Origin of the sequence: Streptomyces sp. WZ-12, from assembly GCF_028898845.1 — a bacterium.
Taxonomy (GTDB): domain Bacteria; phylum Actinomycetota; class Actinomycetes; order Streptomycetales; family Streptomycetaceae; genus Streptomyces.
This window is the reverse complement of record NZ_CP118574.1, coordinates 2,233,270-2,253,329: the sequence shown is the minus strand read 5'-3', so window position 1 is coordinate 2,253,329 and position 20,060 is coordinate 2,233,270. Positions and strand designations below refer to the sequence as shown.

Annotated in this window: 16 protein-coding genes; 6 read left to right on the top strand and 10 right to left on the bottom strand. The window is 74.1% G+C overall.

From position 1 onward, the window contains the following. Positions 1–58: 58 nt before the first annotated feature. Complete coding sequence (locus PV796_RS09405) at positions 59–1,102, bottom strand: glutathione S-transferase family protein (protein ID WP_274912488.1); 1,044 nt, start codon at positions 1,100–1,102, stop codon at positions 59–61. Positions 1,103–1,278: 176 nt separating this feature from the next. On the opposite strand from PV796_RS09405, the gene PV796_RS09400 reads away from it, so the two are divergent. Beyond that, positions 1,279–2,208: a hypothetical protein gene (locus PV796_RS09400; protein ID WP_274912487.1), complete on the top strand. Its 930-nt coding sequence runs from the start codon at positions 1,279–1,281 to the stop codon at positions 2,206–2,208. Positions 2,209–2,286: 78 nt separating this feature from the next. Here PV796_RS09400 and ligD read toward each other — a convergent pair whose 3' ends face one another. The 4 genes from ligD to PV796_RS09380 form a co-directional block, all read right to left on the bottom strand. Next, positions 2,287–3,267 (bottom strand): non-homologous end-joining DNA ligase, encoded by a 981-nt coding sequence (ligD, locus tag PV796_RS09395; protein ID WP_274912486.1) that lies wholly within the window; start codon positions 3,265–3,267, stop codon positions 2,287–2,289. A gap of 58 nt (positions 3,268–3,325) precedes the next feature. Continuing rightward, complete coding sequence (locus PV796_RS09390; RefSeq protein ID WP_446750580.1) at positions 3,326–5,620, bottom strand: MMPL family transporter; 2,295 nt, start codon at positions 5,618–5,620, stop codon at positions 3,326–3,328. A gap of 333 nt (positions 5,621–5,953) precedes the next feature. After that, positions 5,954–7,060, bottom strand: coding sequence for a calcium:proton antiporter (locus PV796_RS09385; protein WP_274912484.1), 1,107 nt, complete (start codon positions 7,058–7,060; stop codon positions 5,954–5,956). 51 nt (positions 7,061–7,111) lie between these two features. Continuing rightward, a complete protein-coding gene (locus PV796_RS09380) occupies positions 7,112–7,858 on the bottom strand; it encodes a hypothetical protein (RefSeq protein WP_274912483.1) in 747 nt (248 codons plus the stop codon). 228 nt (positions 7,859–8,086) lie between these two features. Between PV796_RS09380 and ggt the strand changes: the two genes are divergently transcribed. Further along, positions 8,087–9,898 (top strand): gamma-glutamyltransferase, encoded by a 1,812-nt coding sequence (ggt, locus tag PV796_RS09375; RefSeq protein ID WP_274912482.1) that lies wholly within the window; start codon positions 8,087–8,089, stop codon positions 9,896–9,898. 148 nt (positions 9,899–10,046) lie between these two features. Next, the gene (locus tag PV796_RS09370; protein WP_274912481.1) at positions 10,047–11,558 is read left to right on the top strand and encodes an amidase; all 1,512 of its coding nucleotides are present in this window, start codon (positions 10,047–10,049) and stop codon (positions 11,556–11,558) included. Here PV796_RS09370 and PV796_RS09365 read toward each other — a convergent pair. Genes PV796_RS09365 through PV796_RS09355 form a run of 3 tightly spaced genes read right to left on the bottom strand, consistent with a single transcriptional unit; the run spans position 11,539 to position 14,021 of the window. Continuing rightward, positions 11,539–12,090 carry an isochorismatase family protein gene (locus tag PV796_RS09365; RefSeq protein ID WP_274912480.1) on the bottom strand — a complete coding sequence of 184 codons (552 nt, stop codon included), beginning with the start codon at positions 12,088–12,090 and terminating at the stop codon, positions 11,539–11,541. The two genes, PV796_RS09370 and PV796_RS09365, sit on opposite strands and share 20 nt — an antisense overlap. Positions 12,091–12,129: 39 nt before the next feature. Continuing rightward, complete coding sequence (locus PV796_RS09360) at positions 12,130–13,593, bottom strand: MFS transporter (RefSeq protein ID WP_274912479.1); 1,464 nt, start codon at positions 13,591–13,593, stop codon at positions 12,130–12,132. Then, positions 13,590–14,021 (bottom strand): MarR family winged helix-turn-helix transcriptional regulator, encoded by a 432-nt coding sequence (locus PV796_RS09355; protein WP_274912478.1) that lies wholly within the window; start codon positions 14,019–14,021, stop codon positions 13,590–13,592. The genes PV796_RS09360 and PV796_RS09355 overlap by 4 nt, the downstream gene beginning before the upstream one ends. Positions 14,022–14,235: 214 nt before the next feature. On the opposite strand from PV796_RS09355, the gene PV796_RS09350 reads away from it, so the two are divergent. Then, positions 14,236–15,078, top strand: a complete 843-nt coding sequence (locus tag PV796_RS09350) for a nitrilase-related carbon-nitrogen hydrolase (protein ID WP_274912477.1) — start codon at positions 14,236–14,238, stop codon at positions 15,076–15,078. Continuing rightward, positions 15,075–16,388: an aspartate aminotransferase family protein gene (locus PV796_RS09345; protein ID WP_274912476.1), complete on the top strand. Its 1,314-nt coding sequence runs from the start codon at positions 15,075–15,077 to the stop codon at positions 16,386–16,388. The genes PV796_RS09350 and PV796_RS09345 overlap by 4 nt, the downstream gene beginning before the upstream one ends. An 84-nt stretch (positions 16,389–16,472) precedes the next feature. On the opposite strand, the gene PV796_RS09340 is transcribed toward PV796_RS09345, so the two are convergent. Then, positions 16,473–17,309, bottom strand: a complete 837-nt coding sequence (locus PV796_RS09340) for a heparin lyase I family protein (RefSeq protein ID WP_274912475.1) — start codon at positions 17,307–17,309, stop codon at positions 16,473–16,475. Positions 17,310–17,424: 115 nt separating this feature from the next. Beyond that, a complete protein-coding gene (locus PV796_RS09335) occupies positions 17,425–18,309 on the bottom strand; it encodes an ABC transporter substrate-binding protein (RefSeq protein WP_274912474.1) in 885 nt (294 codons plus the stop codon). Positions 18,310–18,657: 348 nt separating this feature from the next. On the opposite strand from PV796_RS09335, the gene hydA reads away from it, so the two are divergent. Continuing rightward, entirely contained in the window at positions 18,658–20,049 is a 1,392-nt protein-coding gene (gene hydA / locus PV796_RS09330; protein WP_274912473.1) for a dihydropyrimidinase, read from the top strand. Positions 20,050–20,060 lie beyond the last annotated feature (11 nt).

Sequence of the window (20,060 nt, the reverse complement as noted above, 5' to 3'; positions counted from 1 at the left end):
CCCGTAGGCGTCCGCCCGCAGGGCCTGGAGACCATCGGTGCCCGTCGCGGTCGGGCGGTCAGGGGCGTCCCGAAGCGGGGACCCGCTCGCCCGCCGGGACCGGGCCCGGCGGGGTGCCGTCGCCGAACGGCCGACCGCCCAACTCCTCGCGGTGGTGCGGCGTCAGCCAGCCGGAGAGGTCCGGGCCGAGCGGGACGATGCCGGTGGGATTGATGCCGCTGTGGACCCGGTAGTAGTGCTGCTTGATGTGGTGGAAGTCCACCGTGTCCCCGAACCCGGGCGTCTGGAACAGGTCCTTGGCGTACGCCCACAGCACCGGGTCCTCGGCCAGCTTGAAGCGGTTGCACTTGAAGTGGCCGTGGTAGACGGGGTCGAAGCGGACGAGCGTGGTGAACAGCCGGACATCGGCCTCGGTGAGGGTGTCGCCGACCAGGTACCGCCGGTGCACAAGCCGCTCGGAGAGCTGGTCGAGCCGGCGGAACAGCGCCTCGAAGGCCGCGTCGTAGTCGTCCTGCCCGGTGGCGAAACCGGCCCGGTACACCCCGTTGTTGACGTCCTGGTAGACGCCCGCCATCACCTCGTCGATCTCGTCCCGGTGCGCCCCGGGGTAGAGGTCGGGCGCGCCGGGCCGGTGCAGCGCCGTCCACTCGGTCGCGAAGTCCAGGGTGATCTGCTGGAAGTCGTTGGTGACCAACTGCCCGCTCGGGACGTCCACGATCGCGGGGACGCTGACGCCGCCGGGGTAGCCGCTCTCGCGGGCGTCGTACGCCTCGCTGAGGAAGCGGATGCCCAACACCGGGTCCCGGCCTTCCGGGTCGAGGGTGAAGCGCCAACTGCGGTCGTCCTGAATGGGGTCGGCGATACCCATCGACAGGGCGTCCTCCAGGCCGAGCAGCCGCCTGGAGATCACCGCGCGGCTGGCCCAGGGGCAGGCGCGGCTGACCACCAGCCGGTAGCGGCCGGCCGCCACCGGCCAGCCGTCGCGGCCGTCGGCGGTGATCCGGTCGGCGAAGTGGCTCCGGGAGCGCTTGAAGGGCTTGTGCCCGTAGGCGCGGTTGCCGTCGCTGGCTCCGGTGGTGCCGTCGTTCTCGGGGGCGGGCATCGTCGGTTCCTTTCCGTGGGGGCCGGGCGGATGCCGGGATGGTTTCCCGCGCCGCGGGGGCGCGTCCCGGGGCGTCAGCCACCCGGCGCACGGCGCGTCCCGGGGGACGGCGCGCGGCCACGGGGCGGCGCGCGCCAACTGGCCGGTAGGGAAAGGGAGTCACCTATCATCGCCCGATGATCACGAGAGCGATAGGTGTGGCCGTGCTCGGCGTCGCCCTGCTGGCGCCGACGACGGCCACCGCACAGGAGCACGCCCCGACCGCCGCGTCCCGCCCCGGTACGGGTGGCTGGCAGCGGGTCGGGGACGGGATGACCGCCGGGATCAGCGGCCTCGCCGTCGAGGACCGGCACGGTGCCGCGGTCGACCTCGTCGGCGTCCGCGACAACAAGGAGCCCGGCCAGAACCGGCTGGTGGCGATCGGCCTCCGCCCGGGCGCGGCGCCCCGGGTGCGGCCGCTGGACTGGGTCGGCCCGCTGCCGGTGGACCTGGAGGCGATCGACGCGGTACCCGGCCGGCCGCACGAGTTCCTGGCGTTGGCCAGCGGCGGCACCGCCTACCGCGTCGTCCGGGACGGCGACACCGCCCGAGTGCTCGGCACCTTCCGCCTGCCCGACGTCTCCCCGGACGCCAACTACGAGGGCTTCGCCCTCTCCGTCCTCCGCGGCCGGACCGTCGCCGTCTGGGCCGACCGCGGCCAGGACGACCGCCCGGCCACCCTCTTCGCGGCCGCGTGGAACCCCGCAGACAACTCCCTCGGCGCACCGGTCTCCGCCCGCTTCCGGGTGCCGTACCCGGCGGCGCACGTCCGGCACGCCTCGGACGTGAAGGCGGCTGCCGACGGCCGGTTGACCGTGTCGTCGGCCGCCGACCCGGGCAACGACGGCCCGTTCGCCTCCGCGCTCTACGACGCGGGGCGGGTCACCGTCTCCCGCACCGGCCGCATCGGGCTGACGGTGTCCGACGCGCCGCACCGCCTCGCGACCGTCTCCGGGCACAAGGTCGAGGGACTGGCCTGCCTGCCCGGCTCCCGCGCGGGGATCCTCGGCTCGGACGACGAGAACGACGGTGGATCGGTCGCCGTCGCCCGGTTCTGCCGCCCGTGACCGAACCGGCCCGCGGCGCGCGTTGACCGGCGCCCGGTGGCCACGGCCGTGCCGTCCCACGGCCGTCCCCGCCGCGGCTCAGTCCAGCCGCGTCAGATCGGGGCGCAGCCGGTGCCAGACCGGATGCCGGATCCGCCCCGTCGCCGTCCAGCCGCTGACGGTGATCTCGGCGACCAGCCGGGGCTCGGCCCAGTGCACGCCCGCCAGGTCCACGGGGTTGACGAACGGCGAACGGTCCAGCGGGATCACGCCCAAGTACTGCGCCAGGTCCCGCCGTTCGTGGTCGGAGAGGCCCGAGCCCACCGCGCCCACGAACCGCAGCCCGCTAGGCTCCGCCACGCCCGCCAGCACCGACCCGGGCAGCCCGCCGAGCGCCCCGCGCCCCTCCGTCCAGCCGCCGATGACCACGTCCAGCGTCTCCTGGTACTTGGTCTTCACCCAGTCCGTGGAGCGCACCCCGGGAAGGTACGGGGACGACAGCCGCTTGGCCATCACGCCCTCCAGGCCGCCGTGCAGCGCCGCCTCCCACGCCCGTTGGCCGTGGCCCGCGACATACCCCGGCACCGACCAGTTGGGGCCGGCCAGCGCCAACCCGGCCAGCACCGCCCGCCGCTCCTCGTAGGGCGCGGCCATCAGCGGCCCGTCCAGGTACATCACGTCGAAGAGCACGAGCTGAACGGGGAGCTCCATCGCCAACCGGGCGGTGCGGCGCGGGTTGAGCACCCCCATACGGCGTTGCAGCAGCCCGAAGTCGGGTCGGCCGGTGGGGCCCAGCACCACCACCTCGCCGTCCAGCACCGCCGCCCGGCCGCGCAGTTGCTCGCCGAGCGGGCCGAGCTCGGGGTAGCTGGCGGTGGCGTCGTTGCCGGCCCGGGTGACCAGTTGGAGGGTGCCGTCGCCCGGGGCGTTCACGACGCACCGGGCCCCGTCCCACTTGCCCTCGAACGCCCAGCCGGCCTGCTCGGGCCCGGGCGGCAGCGGCCCGAGCACGGCCAGCATCGGTCGGATCACGGGATACGGGGGCGGGCCCGCGGCGCCGGGCCCGGGGGTCGGAGCCATACTCCGATGATCGGCGGAGCCGCTGGTCCCCGCAGGACGGGCCGGGCCGGCGGGGCGGTCAGCCGGCCGGTGGGCCGCCGTGGCCCAGCGGGTCCACCGGGCGCGGCGGCGCGGGCCGGGGCCGGTGCGCCCCCTCCGGGTCCACCTCCGGCAGCACCTGGTCCAGCCACCACGGCGTCCACCAGGCCCGCGCGCCCAGCAGCGTCAGCGCCGCGGGCACCAGCAGCAGCCGGACCACGGTCGCGTCGATCAGCACGCTCACGGCCAGACCCACCCCGAGCATCTTGACCGCCACGGCCTCGCTGGACAGGAACGCGGCGAAGACGCCCACCATGATCAGCGCGGCGCAGCCGATCACCCGGCCGGTGACCGCCAGGGCGTGCAGCACGCCCGTGGCCGGCTCGGCGTGCCGCGAGCGGCCCTCGTGGACCCGGGAGAGCAGGAAGATCTCGTAGTCCGTGCCCAGCCCGAAGACGATGGCGAACATCATCATCGGCACGTAGCTCTCGATCGGCACGGTGCCGTTGACCCCGAGCGCCGGCCCGCCCCACCCCCACTGGAAGACCGCCACCACCACCCCGTACGACGCCGCGATCGACAGCACGTTGAGCACCGCGGCCTTCGCCGCGACCAGCACGCCCCGGAAGACGATCAGCAGGATCAGGAAGGCCAGGCCCACCACCACGGCGATGATCAGCGGAAGCCGGGCGGCGAGCAGGTCCAGGAAGTCCACCTCGGCAGCGGTGGTGCCGGTGACGTAGCCGTGGGCTTCGTAGCCGCGGACGGCGCGGGGGAGCACGGAGTCGACGAGGCGGTGGGTGAGCGCGGTGGTGCTCGCGTCCTGCGGGGCTCCCGTGGGGTAGGCGGTGGCGGACAGCACCGCGCCGTCCGGGGAGGGCCGCAGCGGGGTGACCGCCGCGGTGCCGGGGAGGTGGCCGAGGGCGTGCCGGGCCTGGGCCGCCAGCGCCGGGCGGTCCGCCGCCGGCACCGCCCGCTGGTCGACGACGAGCGTCAGCGGCCCCGTCGAACCGGGGCCGAACGCCGCCGACATCAGGTCGTAGGCCCGGCGGGAGGTGAACGACGGTGGGTCCGCGCCGTCGCCGATGTGCCCCAGCCGCATCGAGAACGCCGGGACCGTGAGCACCGCCAGGACGAGCACCCCGCACACCAGGTGCGGCCAGGGATGGCGGGTCACTCGCCGGGCATAGCGCAGCCCGCGGCGGCCGGTGTCCGCGTCCGGGGCCGGCTCGGCGACCGGCCGGCGCACCCGCAGCCGGTCGATGTCGCGGCCCAGCAGCCCGAGCAGCGCGGGGACGAGGGTGAGCGCGCCGAGCACCGCGGTGATCACGGTGAGCGCGGCCGCGGTGCCCAGCTTGGCGATGAAGCCGATGCCCGCGACGGAGAGCCCGGTCAGCGCGATGAGCACGGTGACGCCGGAGATCAGGACGGCTCGGCCGCTGGTGGCCACCGCCCGCCCCGCGGCGACGGCCGGCTCCGCGCCGTCCGCCAGGAGTTGCCGATGGCGGGTGATCAGGAACAGCGCGTAGTCGATGCCCACCCCGAGGCCGATCATGGTGGCCAGGGCGGGGGAAACGGTGGCGAAGGTGAACGCGGCGGCCAGCAGCCCCAGGCAGCCCAGCCCGCAGACCACCCCGATCAGCGCGGTCAGCAGCGGCACCGCGGCCGCCAGCACGCTGCCGAACCCGACGAGCAGCACCAGCACCGCCACCGCGAACCCGATCGCCTCGCTGGGCCGGTCGTCGGTGGCCGGCTGCGCCAGCTCGCCCAGCGCGCCGCCGTACTCGACCTGGACGCCGGCCGCGCGCAGCGGCGCCACCGCCCGGTCCACGCCCGGCAGCGCGTCCGGGCCCAGGTGCGCCGGCGGGTCCCGGAAGCGCACCGTGAGGTACCCGGTCCGGCCGTCGGCGGAGAGCGGTCCGGTGTGCGCGGCACCGGGCGACGGTGGTGGAGTCCGGGGCCCGGGCGGGGTCAACGGGCTCTCCGCGGCCCGCACATCGGGGAGCCTCTCCAGGGCGACGGTGGCGTCCGCGAGCTGCCCGGCGAAGGCGGTCAGCGGCCGGTCGGCGTGCAGTACCACCGGGGCGGCGTAGCCGACCGCGGGCTGGTGCGCGGCGAGGATCTCCTGGCCCTGCCGGGACTGCACGTCCGGCAGCGAGAAGTCGTCGGAGTAGGTCCCGCCGAGGGGCCGTTGGAGCACCTGGACCGCGGTCAGTCCGACCAGCCACAGCACCACGACGACCACGGCGTGCCGGGCGCACCATTCGCCGAGGCGTTCCAGCGCGCCGTCCGGCCGCCGGCGGCCCGGCGCATTCGGCAAGGACATGCCTCGCATTCAAGGCGCGTTCCGGGGCGGCGGCATGCGGAGGAAGGAAGACGGGTGGTCCGGCCGCCGGGGGCGCGGGTGCGGCGCGGACGGGCCGGAGAGGGGGAAGCCCCGGCCGGACGGGGGAATCCGGCCGGGGCGGTCCGAGGGGGCGCGGCCCGTTGGGGCCCGCCGTCAATTGAACGATAAACCATCTCGTCGGGTTCCGGTGCACAGGGTGACCGCTCTCACGCTCCGTGGTCGTCGCGATCGGCTCGGCGCGGCACGGGTACCGGCACCCTCCCCTCCCGTCGCCCAACGGGACCGTCGCGCGTCAACACCGCGCCGGGGAGCGGCCGTTCGTCAGGGGCTGACCGCGAGCACGAGGTACGCCGCCAGCAGCGTCAGATGGACACCGCCCTGGAGCAGGGTGGCCCGGCCGGGCACCACCGTCAGCGTGCCGACGACGACGGTGAGCACCAGCAGCACCATGTGGGTGGCGCCCAGGCCCAGGATGAGCGGGCCCTTGAGCCACACCGTGGCCAGCGCGACCGCCGGGATCGTCAGGCCGATGCTGGCCATCGCCGAGCCCAGGCCGAGGTTGAGGCTGGTCTGCACCCGGTCCCGGCGGGCCGCGCGGACCGCCGCGATGGTCTCCGGGAGCAGCACCAGCAGCGCGATCACCACGCCGACCACGGACGACGGCAGGCCGGCGCTGGCCACCCCGGACTCGATGGTGGGGGAGACCGCCTTGGCCAGCCCCACCACCGAGATCAGCGCCAGCGCCAGCAACGCCAGGCTGGCCAGCGCCTCCCTGGCGGACGGCGGATGGGCGTGGTCCTCGGTGTCGATCACCTCGCCGGTGGCGGTGACCGGCAGGAAGTAGTCCCGGTGCCGGAAGGTCTGGGTGGCGACGAACAGGCCGTACAGCGTCAGCGCGGCGATCGCCGCGAAGAGCAACTGCGGACCGGAGAACTGGGGTCCGGACGTGGAGGTGGTGAAGGTCGGCAGCGCCAGGCTGAGGCCGGCCACCGTGGCGACCGAGGCCAGCGCGGCGCCGGTGCCCTCGGCGTTGAAGACCGCCACCTTCCGCTTGAGCGCGGCGACCAGGAGGCTGAGCCCGACGATGCCGTTGCAGGTGATCATCACCGCCGCGAAGACGGTGTCCCGGGCCAGCGGTGCGCTCTTCTCCCCGCCGTCGACCATCAACGTGACGATCAGCGCCACCTCGATGATGGTCACCGCGACCGCCAGCACCAGCGACCCGAACGGCTCGCCCACCCGGTGCGCGATCACCTCCGCGTGGTGCACCGCCGCCAGCACCGCCCCGGCCAGGAACAGCGACACCACCCCCACCAGCGGCGCGGGCAACGACCGGCCCCAGACCAGGATCAGCAGCACCATCGCCACGACCGGCAGCGCACCGGTCCAGCGCAGGAAGGGAGTACGCCTACGAGTACGGGGACTCATGCCCCTGAGCTTGGCAGAGAAGGCGGGCCCCCGCCCGTTGGTGAGGCCGCCTCAGGTCGTCGCCCGATGCTGCCCCTTGGCCTCCGCCGGATCCAACGCCGCCTTGCTGACGTCGGCCACCAACTCCACCACATCGGGGCCGTACGCCTGCGAGTTGACCACCTTCAGCAGTAGCGCGAACTGCCCGTCCGGGCCGTAGCGGCGGGCCAGTTTGGCCCGGTTGCGGACCAGGTGGCGGACCGCCGCCCGGTGGGTGACCGGCCGTTGACCGGCCGCCAGGAACACTGGCCGGCCGATCTCCCCGGCCGTCAGCCGGGCCAGCAGCACGTACTCCACCGCCCCCGGCTCCATGCGGTACGTGGTCCCACCCACGGTGAGGGTGCCCCGGCCGGCGCCGGTCGCGTCACCCGGGTGCACCGCGACGCCCGGCAGCAGGTTCGCCAGGTGGGCGGCGAGCCGGCGGTGCGCGGTGGGGTCGCCCACGCAGAACTCGGTGCGCGCGCCGAATCCCTGGAGCCCGGTGTCGTGCGGGGCGACTTCGGGGTGCGCACCGCAGTTCTCGATCACCGCGGCCAGCCCGAGCAGGGCGAGCGCGTCGTGTCGGGGGATGCTCCATTGGGCCGCGGCGCTGTCCCGGTGGGTGACCACGACGCATTCGGAACCGGCGGGCAGTCCGAAGAAGCGCTGTTCCCGGGTCAGCTTGCGGCGGGCCGCCGCCGATTGCCCGGCCCAGCCGGCGGCCAGCCCCACGACGAGGGCGGCCACCGCGATCAGAAGGAGCAGCAGGGTGTCGTCCATGGCGGGGGAGCGTAGCGAACCGTCGGGCGGGTGTTCGAGGGCGGGCCGCCGACCCGTACTGCTTGCCCGGATCCGTGCGGATACGGCGGGACCGTACGCCCGGGTCCGAAACCGCCCGGCCCGCGAACCGCCCGCAATAACCCAATCATCCCCTGTCGGTGGGCAGTTGGCCCCGGTAGGCTCCGGCCCCTGCCGCCCCCTCGCACCGCACTTGGAGGAAGTCCAGGTATGTCGAACGCCCGACGTCTCACCGTTCTGGGAGTCACGGCCGCGCTGGCCGGCTCCCTGATGGCGGTCCCCGCCGCGGCCCGGACCGCGGCACCCCGCTCCGGTCCCGCCACCCCCGCCAAGACCCCGGTCGCCGTCGGCTACGGCGGCGTGGTCTCCAGCGTCGACGCGGACGCCTCGGCCGCCGGCATCGAGGTGCTCCGCAAGGGCGGCAACGCGGTCGACGCGGCAGTCGCCACCGCCGCCGCCCTCGGCGTCACCGAGCCGTACTCGGCCGGCGTCGGAGGCGGCGGCTACTTCGTCTACTACGACGCCAAGACCAAGACCGTGCGCACCCTCGACGGCCGGGAGACCGCGCCCCGCACCGCCACCAAGAACCTCTTCGTGGAGAACGGCAAGCCGATACCGTTCGCCGACGCGGTCACCAGCGGGCTCAGCATCGGCACCCCCGGCACCCCCGCCACCTGGGACAGCGCCCTGAAGAAGTGGGGCAGCCGTTCCCTGGGGCAGGTCCTCAGGCCCGCCGAGCGGATCGCCAAGAACGGCTTCACCGTCGATGCGACCTTCCGTCAGCAGACCGCGGACAACGAGGCGCGGTTCCGCGACTTCCCGGCCACCGCCGCCCTGTTCCTGCCCGGCGGCAAGCTGCCGGTGGTCGGCTCCACCCTGAAGAACCCCGATCTGGCCCGCACCTACCGGGAGTTGGGGAGCAAGGGCATCGGCGCCCTCTACCACGGGTCCATCGGGCGGGACATCGTCCGCACCGTGCAGCGGCCGCCGGTCCGCGCCGGCGCCGACCGCAAGGTCCGCCCCGGCCACCTGACCACCGCCGACCTCCGCGCCTACCACACGCTGCTCCACCCGCCGACCCACACCACCTACCGCGGCCTGGACGTCTACGGCATGGCGCCGTCCTCCTCCGGCGGCACCAGCATGGCCGAGGCGCTCAACATCCTGGGGAAGAGCGACCTCTCGCACCTGTCCGAGACGCAGTTCCTGCACCGCTACATCGAGGCCAGCCGGATCGCCTTCGCCGACCGCGGCCGCTGGGTCGGCGACCCCGCCTTCGAGGACGTCCCCGTCAAGGGCCTGACCTCCAAGCGCTTCGCCGACTCCCGCGCGTGCCTGATCAACGACCACAAGGCGCTCACCAGCCCGCTCGCGCCCGGCGACCCGCGCCACCCGAAGCCCTGCGGCAGCACCGGCAAGGCCGTCCCGACGACGTACGAGGGGGAGAACACCACCCACCTCACCGTCGCCGACAAGTGGGGCAACATCGTCGCCTACACCCTCACCATCGAGCAGACCGGCGGCAGCGGCATCGCCGTCCCCGGCCGCGGCTTCCTGCTCAACAACGAGCTGACCGACTTCTCCTTCACGCCCATCGACCCGGCCGTGCACGACCCCAACCTGCCGGGCCCCGGCAAGCGGCCGCGCTCGTCCATCTCCCCGACCATCGTGCTGCGCCACGGCGCGCCCGTGCTGGCCGTGGGCTCGCCCGGCGGCGCCACCATCATCACCACCGTCCTGCAGACCCTGATCAACCACCTCGACCGCGGGATGTCGTTGGTGGACGCGATCGCCGCACCGCGCGCCAGCCAGCGCAACGCCGCCGCCACCGAGCTCGAACCGGCCCTCTACAACAGCCCGCTGCGCAAGCAACTGGAGGCGCTCGGCCACTCCTTCAAGCTGAACCCGGAGATCGGCGCGGCCACCGGCGTGCAGCGGCTGCCGGACGGCCGCTGGCTCGCCGCGGCCGAGAAGGTCCGCCGCGGCGGCGGCTCCGCACAGGTCGTTCACCCGGCGCCGTAGGCCGGAACCAGCCCCCGCGGGGCCGGTGTGTGCCGTCCGTGTGTCGTCGATGTGTCGCGCCGCGCGGCGTCGTTGCCGGCCCCTGCGGGGCCGATTAGCCTCCTGGGACCGTTCGTTCGAGTGAGCGGTCCCAGGGAGGGCACGCAGCGTGAGCGTCGACGAGAGCCAGGAACGCCGGACCGGAGGGTCCCCGGACCACCCCCGCCGCCCCGCCCCCGCCGGGCAACTCGACGGTCAGTGGGAGGGGCTCGCCGAACAGGCCCGGGCCCTGGCCGACGGCGCGGTCACCGCCACCGCCCTGGTCCGCCGCTCCCTGGAGCGGATCGCGGCCACCCAGGACACCGTCAACGCCTTCCGCCGGGTCCGCGCCGAGGCGGCGCTGGCCGAGGCAGCGGAGGCGGACCGCCGGCTCGCGGCCGGGGAGCGGACGCCGCTGCTCGGCGTGCCGGTCGCGGTCAAGGACGACACCGATGTGGCCGGCGAGCCCACCGCGTTCGGCTGCGCCGGGGAGTTCCCGGTCAAGCAGCACGACGCCGAGGTGGTGCGGCGGCTGCGCGCCGCCGGCGCGGTCATCGTCGGCAAGACCAACGCCTGCGAGCTGGGCCAGTGGCCGTTCACCGAGGGCCCGGCCTTCGGCGACACCCGCAACCCCTGGAACCTCGCGCACACCCCCGGCGGTTCGTCCGGCGGTTCGGCCGCCGCGGTCGCCGCCGGGCTGGTGCCGGCCGCGCTGGGCACCGACGGCGCCGGCTCGGTCCGGATCCCCGCCGCCTGGTCCCACCTCGTCGGCATCAAACCGCAGCGCGGCCGGATCTCGACCTGGCCGGACGCCGAGGCGTTCCAGGGCATCACCGGCATCGGCCCGTTGGCCCGCACCGTCGAGGACGCCGCGCTGCTGCTCGACGTCGCCAGCGGCAACCACGCCGGGGACCTGCACCGGCCACCGGTCATCGCGGCCCGCGAGGCCGCCCGCCGGGACCCAGGCCGGCTGCGGATCGCGCTGTCCTGGAAGGCCGCCACCACCTTCACCCGCAAGCCGCTCCACCCCGATGTGCGGGCCGCGGTGATCGCCCTCGCCCGCACCCTGGCCGGCCTCGGCCACCTCGTCGAGGAGGCCGAACCGGACTACGGGCTGGTGGGGTTGGCCTTCGTCCCGCGCGCCACCGCCGGGGTCGGCGAGTGGGCCGCCCGGGTCCCCGACCCCCGGCTGCTGGACCGCCGCACCCAGGGGGCGGCGCGCATGGGCCGGCTGCTCGGCGGGCCGCCGCTGCGCCGCGCCCGGGCCGCCGAGCAGCGCCAACGCCGCCGGATCGGGGCGCTGTTCGGCCGCTACGACGTGCTGCTGACGCCGACCACCGCGACCCCGCCGCCGCGCATCGGCGCCCTCGCCGGGCTCAGCGGCTGGGGGACCGACAGGGCCATGATCGCGGCCTGCCCGTACGCCTGGCCGTGGAACGTGCTCGGCTGGCCCGGCATCAGCGTCCCGGCCGGCTTCAGCGCGGACGGGCTGCCGCTGGGCGCCCAACTCCTGGGCCCGGCCCACGGCGAGCCGCGGCTGATCTCGTTGGCCGCCCAACTCCAGGACGCGTTGCAGTGGCACCGGCGGCGCCCCGACGGGCACCCCGCCCCGGTCGAGGGCGTCAGCCCAGAAGGCCGATGATCGCCTCCGTGGTGTCGGTCTCGCCGAGCCGCGGGAAGATCCGCCGCACGCTGTGGTGGTGCGCGTCCGCGTCCAGGTCGGTCACCGCGTCCACGGCGACGGTGACGTGGTAGCCGTGCTCGTGCGCGGCGCGGGCGCTGGACTCCACGCCGATGCTGGTGGCGATCCCGGCGAAGACGACCTGAGTGACCCCGCGGCGCCGCAACTCGGCGTCCAGGTCGGTGTCGTGGAAGGCCCCCCACCGCTGCTTGGTGACGCGGAGGTCGCCAGGTTGCGCGTCCAGTTCGGGCACCAGCTCGGCCCAGTCGGCGGGCGGGGTGCCGCCGTGGCCGCCGGCCTCGGTGCGGCCCGGGGCGCCGCCGGTGACGTTCACCAGGACGACCGGTAGCCCGTGGGCCCGGAACGCTGTGGCGAGTTGGGCGCCGCGGGCCACGACCTCGGCGGCCGGGTGGACGGTGGGCAGCGCGGTGATGCCCTTCTGGAGGTCGATCAGGACCAGTGCGGTGGTGGCGTCCAAGGTGGTCGCGGGCACGGTAACTCCTGGGTGGGGTAGGGAGGTTGGGGGAACGGGTCAGTCGAGGGTGCGGGCGCCCGTGGTGCGGAGCGTCCGGTCGGCGAGGGTGAGGACCAGGAGCAGCACGCCGAGCACCGCGCCGGTCAGCGCGATGGCGTGCAGGCCCGGGTCCGTGGCGCGCTGGCCGTAGAGCAGCCCGATGAGGCTGGAGGCGGTGATCGCGCCGAGGTACTGGGCGGTGCGCTGGAGGCCGGCGGCCGCGCCCACGCCGTCGGCCGGCGCCTGGGCGTAGACCGCGGCCTGGTTGCCGGTGGCGGCCAGGCCCTGCGGGATGCCGAAGAGCGCGCCGGCGACCAGCAGCAGCGGCAGTGGGCTGGTGTCGCGCAGCAGCAGGAAGACCGCGCTGCCGGCCGTCAGGCAGACCGCCGCGACGGTCAGCGGGGCCCGGATGCCCCGGGTCCGGGCGCCGGCGAGCGAACAGAGCGCGGCCGCACCGGACATCGGCAGCATCACCAGCCCGGCGTGGAAGGACGAGTAGCCGTGCGCCTGCTCCAGCCACTGGCTGAAGCCGTACAGCACGCAGTAGATCACCAGGTAGGCCAGCCCGTGCCGGAGGTAGGTCAGTACCAGTGCGCGGTTGCGGGCCAACATCCGTAGGTCGATGAAGGGTTGGGGGTGGCGCAGTTGCCACCACACCAGGACGGCGGTGAGCGCGGCGGCCGGCGCGAGCAGCGGCCACTGCGGGGCGTCGAGCCGGAGCAGGAAGAACATCGCGCAGGTCAGTGCGGAGGCGAAGAGCGCGATGCCGAACGGGTCGAGGGAGCCGCGGGCCGCGGCGTCGGGGCCGTCGGCCGCGGTCGCCGCCCGGGTGTCCCGGTCGGCCGGGAGCCAGACCAGCGCGCCGGCCAGGGCCAGCAGCGCCAGTGGGATGTTGACCGCGAAGACCGCCCGCCAGCCGGCGGTCGCGGCGAGCAGCCCGCCGAGGGTGGGGCCGACCGCCGCACTGGCCAGCGCGGCCAGCGAGATCCGCCCGAGCACGGCGCGCGGCGTGGGTCGCCCCACCCGGCGCGACTCGGCGCGCAGCATCGCCATCGCCGCCGGGTACGCGGCCGCGGCGCCGACGCCGAGGACGATCCGGGAGACGATCAGCAGCGCGAACGTCGGGGCCAGCGCCCCGAGAAGGCCCGCCGCGCAGACCGCCACGGTGCCGGCGACGAAGACCCGGCGCGGTCCGAACCGGTCCGCGACCCGGCCCAGCGAGGGCTGCCCCACGGCGCTGGCGAGGTACATCGCCGAGATCAGCCAGGCGGTGTCGGCGGGGCCGACGCGGAAGTCCCGGCCGATGGCCACCAGGGCGGTGGCGATCATCGTGGAGTTGATGGGGTTGAGGAGCGACCCCAGCAGCAGCGGGGTCATCAGACGGGCGCCGAAACCGGCCTCGCCGGCGGGGAGTCGGGCCGGACCGGCGGTCGGGGTGGCGGAGCGGCCCGCGGACCGGTCCGGGGCGTCGGGGGCGCTCATTCCCCGATCAGCCGCCGTATCAGCGCGGTCGCCTCGGCCAGCGTCCGCTGTTCGTCGGCGGTCAGTTGCTCGGCGATGGCCACCGCGAGCCAGTCGTTCTTGGCGGCCCGGACGTCCGCGAGGACCCGGTGGCCCCCCTCGGTGAGCGAGAAGACCACCTGGCGGCCGTCGGTCGGGTGCGGGCTGCGGGCGAGGATGCCGTGCTCCTCCAGCGCGCCGACGGTCACCCGCATCGACTGCGGACGCACCAGTTCGGCGCGGGCCAGCGCCGCGATGGTGGAGGGTCCGTCGGCGTCGATCCGGGCGAGCACCGCGCGCTGGGTCGGGGTCAACTCGCCCTGCGGCGAGGCCGCGCGCAGCCGGCGCATCAGCAGGGACACGGTCGCGCCGAGGTCGGTGGCGATCCGTTTCTGGTCCTTGTCTGGCATGTCGCCAGGCTAGGAGAACGACAGGGAAACTTGCAAGTGAGGCTTGCAAGTTTTTCTGTCGAGGTGGGGGAGGGGAGCGCGGGCCGGGGGGCGGCGCGGTCGCCGCGCCGGGCCGGGAGATGGTCTTGCCAGGGTCACATACGGGGCTTACGGTCGCCTCCACACGCGTAGACCCGCGTGTTCGCAGGTCGACGCACCGACAAAGGAGCAGCCGATGTCCGATGTTGTGCGTGCCGCACTGGTCCAGGCGACCTGGACCGGCGACACCGAATCCATGATCGCGAAACACGAGGAGCACGCCAGGGCGGCGGCCGCGCAGGGTGCGAAGGTGATCGGGTTCCAAGAGGTCTTCAACGCCCCGTACTTCTGCCAGGTCCAGGAGCCCGAGCACTACCGCTGGGCCGAACCGGTGCCGGACGGGCCGACCGTGCGGCGGATGCAGGCGCTCGCCCGGGAGACCGGGATGGTGATCGTGGTCCCCGTCTTCGAGGTCGAGCAGTCCGGCTTCTACTACAACACCGCCGCCGTCATCGACGCCGACGGCACCGTCCTCGGCAAGTACCGCAAGCACCACATCCCGCAGGTCAAGGGCTTCTGGGAGAAGTTCTACTTCCGCCCGGGCAACGTCGGCTGGCCGGTCTTCGACACCGCCGTCGGCCGGGTCGGCGTCTACATCTGCTACGACCGCCACTTCCCGGAGGGCTGGCGGCAGTTGGGCCTCAACGGCGCCCAGCTCGTCTACAACCCGTCGGCCACCTCGCGCGGCCTGTCCGGGTACCTGTGGAAGCTGGAGCAGCCCGCGGCGGCGGTCGCCAACGAGTACTTCGTCGCCGCGATCAACCGCGTCGGCGTGGAGGAGTACGGCGACAACGAGTTCTACGGCTCCAGCTACTTCGTCGACCCGCGCGGCCAGTTCGTCGGCGAGCCGGCGAGCGACAGCAAGGAGGAACTGGTCGTCCGCGACCTGGACTTCGGGCTGATCGACGAGGTCCGCCAGCAGTGGGCGTTCTACCGCGACCGCCGGCCGGACGCCTACGAGGGGCTGATGCGCCCGTGACACAGGACGCCGACGAGCTGCACGCGCGCCACCAGGCGGTGCTGCCGTCCTGGCTGAGCCTCTCCTACGAACACCCGCTGGAGCTCACGCGCGGCGAGGGCCGGTACGTCTGGGACGGCGAGGGCAACCGCTACCTCGACTTCTTCGGCGGCATCCTCACCACCATGACGGCGCACGCGCTGCCCGAGGTGACCTGGGCCGTCGCCGAGCAGGCCGCCCGGATCGTGCACTCCTCCACGCTCTATCTCTCCCGCCCGATGGTCGAGTTGGCGGAGCGGATCGCCGCGCTCTCCGGCATCCCCGACGCCCGGGTCTTCTTCACCACCTCCGGCACCGAGGCCAACGACGCCGCGCTGCTGCTGGCCACCACGTACCGCCGGTCCAACCAGGTCCTGGCGATGCGCAACAGCTACCACGGCCGGTCGTTCTCCACCGTCGGCGTCACCGGCAACCAGAGCTGGTCGCCCACCAGCCTCTCGCCGTTGCAGACCCTCTACGTCCACGGCGGGGTGCGCTCCCGCGGCCCCTACGCCGACCTCGGCGACGCGGAGTACATCGCGGCCTGCGTCGCGGACCTGGAGGACATGCTCCAGCAGACCGCCGGCGGCGTCGCCGCGCTGATCGCCGAACCGGTGCAGGGCGTCGGCGGGTTCACCGCCCCGCCCGACGGGCTGTACGCGGCGTTCCGGGAGGTGCTGGCCCGGGAGGGCATCCTGTGGATCAGCGACGAGGTGCAGACCGGTTGGGGCCGCACCGGTGACCACTTCTGGGGCTGGCAGGCGCACGCCGGCAACGGCCCGCCGGACCTGCTCACCTTCGCCAAGGGCATCGGCAACGGCATGGCCATCGGCGGGGTGGTGGCCCGCGCCGAGGTCATGAACTGCCTGCCGGCCAACTCCATTTCGACCTTCGGCGGCAGCCCGATCACCATGGCCGCGGGCCTGGCCAACCTCAACCACGTCCTGGAGCACGACCTCCAGGGCAACGCCCGACGGGTCGGCGGGCTGCTGATCGAGCGGCTGCGGGCGGTGGCGGCCGGCCTGGACGTGGTGCGGGAGGTGCGGGGGCGGGGCCTGATGATCGGGGTCGAGCTGGTCCGGCCGGGCACCGACGAGCGCTCGCCCGAGGCCGCCTCGCTGGCCCTGGAGGCGGCCCGGGAGCGCGGGTTGCTGGTCGGCAAGGGCGGCCAGGGCGGCAACGCGCTCCGCATCGGCCCGCCGCTCACCCTCACCGTGGCCGAGGCCGAGGAGGGCGCGGAACTCCTCGCGGACGCCCTGCGGTGGGTGCGGGGGCGGCTCGTGGGGCGCTAGGGCGCTTCGCCCGAGCGCGCCACACCCCACGGGGCCGCAGCGGACCGTCGTCCGGTGCGGCCTCCGTCGTGAGCGGCGCGTCCGTCAGCCGGTCGGCGCGACGTCCCCGTAACTGCGGCCCACCGCAGGGCCGTTGAGGTAGGCGGTGGCCTGGCCCTTGACGGTGTCGGAACGGTAGACGCCCCACTTGTCGGTGACCCAGTCGGCGCGCAGCGTCGCCGCGGGGTACTGCTCCACGCCGCCGGGCAGCTTCTGGGCGGCGCCGTCGTGCCACAGCCGCACCCAGCCCTTGGCGGGGTCCTTGGAGACCTTGATGCCGATGACGAAGTCGTGCCAGGTGTTGAGGGCGAGCGGGGTGTGCCAGAGCCGGGTGGTCTTCAACTTCGGGTCGGCGTACTCCAGGTCGACGGAGCCGTCCCCGCGGGCGCGCAGCGACAGCGGCGGGGTGGCGGCACCCGAGCCGTAGTCCTTGAGCTGCCACAGGACCACCCAGCCGCCCTTCCGGGTCGGCAGCGGGCCCCACATCGAGCGCCAGCCGATGTAGTAGACGTCGCCCTCCTTGGAGAAGCGCAGTGGCCCGTTGGCGGTGCGGTGGCCGCGGGTCTCCACCCGTACCCGGGTGGGGCCGTCGATCTTGTCGCCGGAGGTGTGGAGTTCGTAGGACTTCCCGTGCTTCCCGGTCGGGTCGTCGACGACCTTGACCGAGCCCGGCTTGGTCTCCACGCCCTCGAAGGCGGCGGTGCCCTTGGCCGGGTCGGCGCGCCACAGGGGGGCCGCGTGGTGGTCGGCGGCCGGGTGCGCGCCGCCGGGCCGGGCCGCGGACGGGGCCTGTTGGGCGGCCGCGGAACAGGCGCCGGTCAGCGCGATACCGGCGACGAGGGCAACTCCCCACCGGATGCGGTGGGTTAGGGGGCGCTCCATGGACGTACTCCCGACGTGGGGGGATGGGACGGGAGTTGAAAGTTAGGTTTGTTGCCAGTCGGCGTCAAGGGGGGTGAGCGGGCGGCCGGCGCGCGGCGCATCGGGGGTCCCGGCGCTACTTCCGGGCGGCGGCCGCGCGCACCGCGCCGGCGACCTCGGTGAAGAACCGGGTGTGCGCGCGCCGGCTCACCGGGGCCTCCGGGTTCCACGGCAGCAGCCGGGCGCGCGCCTCGATCGCCCGCCAGTTCTCGTCCGTCCGCAGCGCCCCGATGCGGGCGGCGTTGATCCGCGCGTCGATCAGGACGACGTCCGGTGCGAGCGCGGCGGCCTCCGCCCAGCCGACCGTCGACCAGTTCGTCCCCGCGCCGGCCGCCGGCTCCGTCAGCGTCACGCCGTGCTCGGCCAGTGCCCGCAGATCGGGCCAGGTGCCCGGGCAGGCCAGGTGGACCTTGTCCGGCCCCGCCGGGGACAGCGCCACCACCCGGGGTTGCGCCGGGCCGGTGGTGGCCCGCCGCAGCTCGTCCTCCGCGGCGTCCAACTCCCGGGCCAGGGCGAGCGGTTCGCCGTGGCCGAGGGATCCGGCCAGCGCGGCGAAGCGCTCGCGGACCTCGGGCAGGCTGCGCCCCGGACCCACCGCGACGGTGGCCACCGGGACCTGTTCCTCCAGCTCCTGCGCGGTCTTCGCGGCCAGTCCGTACACGCTCTCGCCGTCGTAGGTGACCGCGACCACGAGGTCCGGGCGGTCCTCCAGCAGGGTGTCCGGGTGCAGCGCGGCGCCCGAGCCGAGGTAGCGGACCTCGGCCAGCGGCAGCTCACCGGCCTTGGCCGGGTCGGCCGACGCCCCGTCGTGCATCGACCCGAACAGGCCGATCGGCCGGATGCCGTGATCCCACAGCGTCGCCCCCGCCTGTATGTAGGCCACGATCCGTTCCGGCCGTTCTCCGGCCACCACCAGGCGCCCGCGGTCGTCGGAGAACTCCCACGGTGTGCTCTGCTCCATGACGCATCGCCTTTCTGGCGCCATCCGCGCTCCCTGACGCCCTGGGTGTCAAATGTGAAGGTGCGGTCCTGTGTTGACTTTCGATGTGGTGGGTACCGGGGACTGTTACCTGCCCATCCGGCAGCCCCGGAACCCCTCCCCAGCCTCCACCCGGACCGGCCCCCGGCGCAGCCCGTTCGGCCACCCGGCCGACCGCCGCCGCGACACCGACCCGGAGGCTGATCTTCCATCAAACCCTTGCCGTGACGGGTGACATGCTTCTACGGTGTCTGCTTCCCGTCCGGAATCTACGGGTGTAGACCAGCTTGTGACATGGCGTCAGTCAAGATGGGAAGGGACTGCTCGGGAATGACTCGAACCCTCATCACCGGCGGCCTGGTGATCACCGCAGCCGAGGAACTGCACGCGGACGTGCTGATCGAGGACGGACGGATCGAGGCGGTGGCGACGCCGGGCAGTCAGCGGTGGACCGCCGACCGCGTCCTGGACGCCTCGCGCAAGTACGTCATCCCGGGCGGGATCGACGCCCACACCCATATGGAGCTGCCGTTCGGCGGCACCTTCGCGTCCGACACCTTCGAGTCCGGCACCCGCGCGGCGGCCTGGGGCGGGACGACCACCATCATCGACTTCGCGGTGCAGTCCAAGGGCGCGGCGCTGCGGGCCGGCCTGGACACCTGGCACGCCAAGGCCGACGGCCAGTGCGCCATCGACTACGGCTTCCACATGATCGTCTCCGACGTCAACGCCTCGACGCTGGCGGAGATGGACGGGCTGGTCGGCGAGGGGGTGACCTCGTTCAAGCTGTTCATGGCGTACCCGGGGGTCTTCTACTCCGACGACGGGCAGATCCTGCGGGCCATGCAACGGGCCGCCGGCAACGGCGGGTTGATCATGATGCACGCCGAGAACGGCATCGCCATCGACGTCCTGGTGGAGCAGGCGCTCCAGCGCGGCGAGACCGACCCGCGGTACCACGGCGAGGTCCGCAAGGCGCTGTTGGAGTCCGAGGCCACCCACCGGGCGATCCGGCTGGCCCAGGTGGCCGGCGCGCCGCTGTACGTCGTGCACGTGTCGGCGCAGGAGGCCGTCGCCGAACTGGCCCGGGCCCGCGCCGAGGAACTGCCGGTCTTCGGCGAGACCTGCCCGCAGTACCTCTTCCTGTCGACGGACAACCTCGCGGAGCCCGACTTCGAGGGCGCCAAGTACGTGTGCAGCACGCCGTTGCGCCCCAAGGAGCACCAGGCGGCGCTCTGGCGCGGCCTGCGCACCGACGACCTCCAGGTGGTCTCCACCGACCACTGCCCGTTCTGCTTCGCGGGCCAGAAGGAGCTCGGCCGGGGCGACTTCTCCAAGATCCCCAACGGGATGCCGGGCGTCGAGCACCGGATGGACCTGCTCCACCAGGCCGTCGTCGAGGGGCGCCTCTCGCGCCGCCGCTGGATCGAGATCGCCTGCGCGGCGCCGGCCCGGATGTTCGGCCTCTATCCGCGCAAGGGCACCCTCGCGCCGGGCGCCGACGCCGACGTCGTCATCTACGACCCGCACGCCGAGCACACCCTCTCGGCCGCCACCCACCACATGAACGTCGACTACTCGGCCTACGAGGGCAAGCGCCTGACCGGCGGAGTGGAGACGGTTCTCTCGCGCGGTGAACTAGTCATCGACCGGAGGGAGTTCACGGGCCGTGCCGGGCACGGCGCGTACATCCCGCGCGGCACCTGTCAATACCTGAACTGAGGAACCAAGGG

Coding starts and splice junctions, on each gene's coding strand:
- PV796_RS09360 (WP_274912479.1), bottom strand. CDS start 13,593: ATGAGCGCCCCCGACGCCCCGGACCGGTCCGCGGGCCGCTCCGCCACC.
- PV796_RS09390 (WP_446750580.1), bottom strand. CDS start 5,620: ATGCGAGGCATGTCCTTGCCGAATGCGCCGGGCCGCCGGCGGCCGGAC.
- PV796_RS09405 (WP_274912488.1), bottom strand. CDS start 1,102: ATGCCCGCCCCCGAGAACGACGGCACCACCGGAGCCAGCGACGGCAAC.
- PV796_RS09340 (WP_274912475.1), bottom strand. CDS start 17,309: ATGGAGCGCCCCCTAACCCACCGCATCCGGTGGGGAGTTGCCCTCGTC.
- PV796_RS09355 (WP_274912478.1), bottom strand. CDS start 14,021: ATGCCAGACAAGGACCAGAAACGGATCGCCACCGACCTCGGCGCGACC.
- ggt (WP_274912482.1), top strand. CDS start 8,087: ATGTCGAACGCCCGACGTCTCACCGTTCTGGGAGTCACGGCCGCGCTG.
- PV796_RS09400 (WP_274912487.1), top strand. CDS start 1,279: ATGATCACGAGAGCGATAGGTGTGGCCGTGCTCGGCGTCGCCCTGCTG.
- PV796_RS09380 (WP_274912483.1), bottom strand. CDS start 7,858: ATGGACGACACCCTGCTGCTCCTTCTGATCGCGGTGGCCGCCCTCGTC.
- PV796_RS09385 (WP_274912484.1), bottom strand. CDS start 7,060: ATGAGTCCCCGTACTCGTAGGCGTACTCCCTTCCTGCGCTGGACCGGT.
- ligD (WP_274912486.1), bottom strand. CDS start 3,267: ATGGCTCCGACCCCCGGGCCCGGCGCCGCGGGCCCGCCCCCGTATCCC.
- hydA (WP_274912473.1), top strand. CDS start 18,658: ATGACTCGAACCCTCATCACCGGCGGCCTGGTGATCACCGCAGCCGAG.
- PV796_RS09350 (WP_274912477.1), top strand. CDS start 14,236: ATGTCCGATGTTGTGCGTGCCGCACTGGTCCAGGCGACCTGGACCGGC.
- PV796_RS09335 (WP_274912474.1), bottom strand. CDS start 18,309: ATGGAGCAGAGCACACCGTGGGAGTTCTCCGACGACCGCGGGCGCCTG.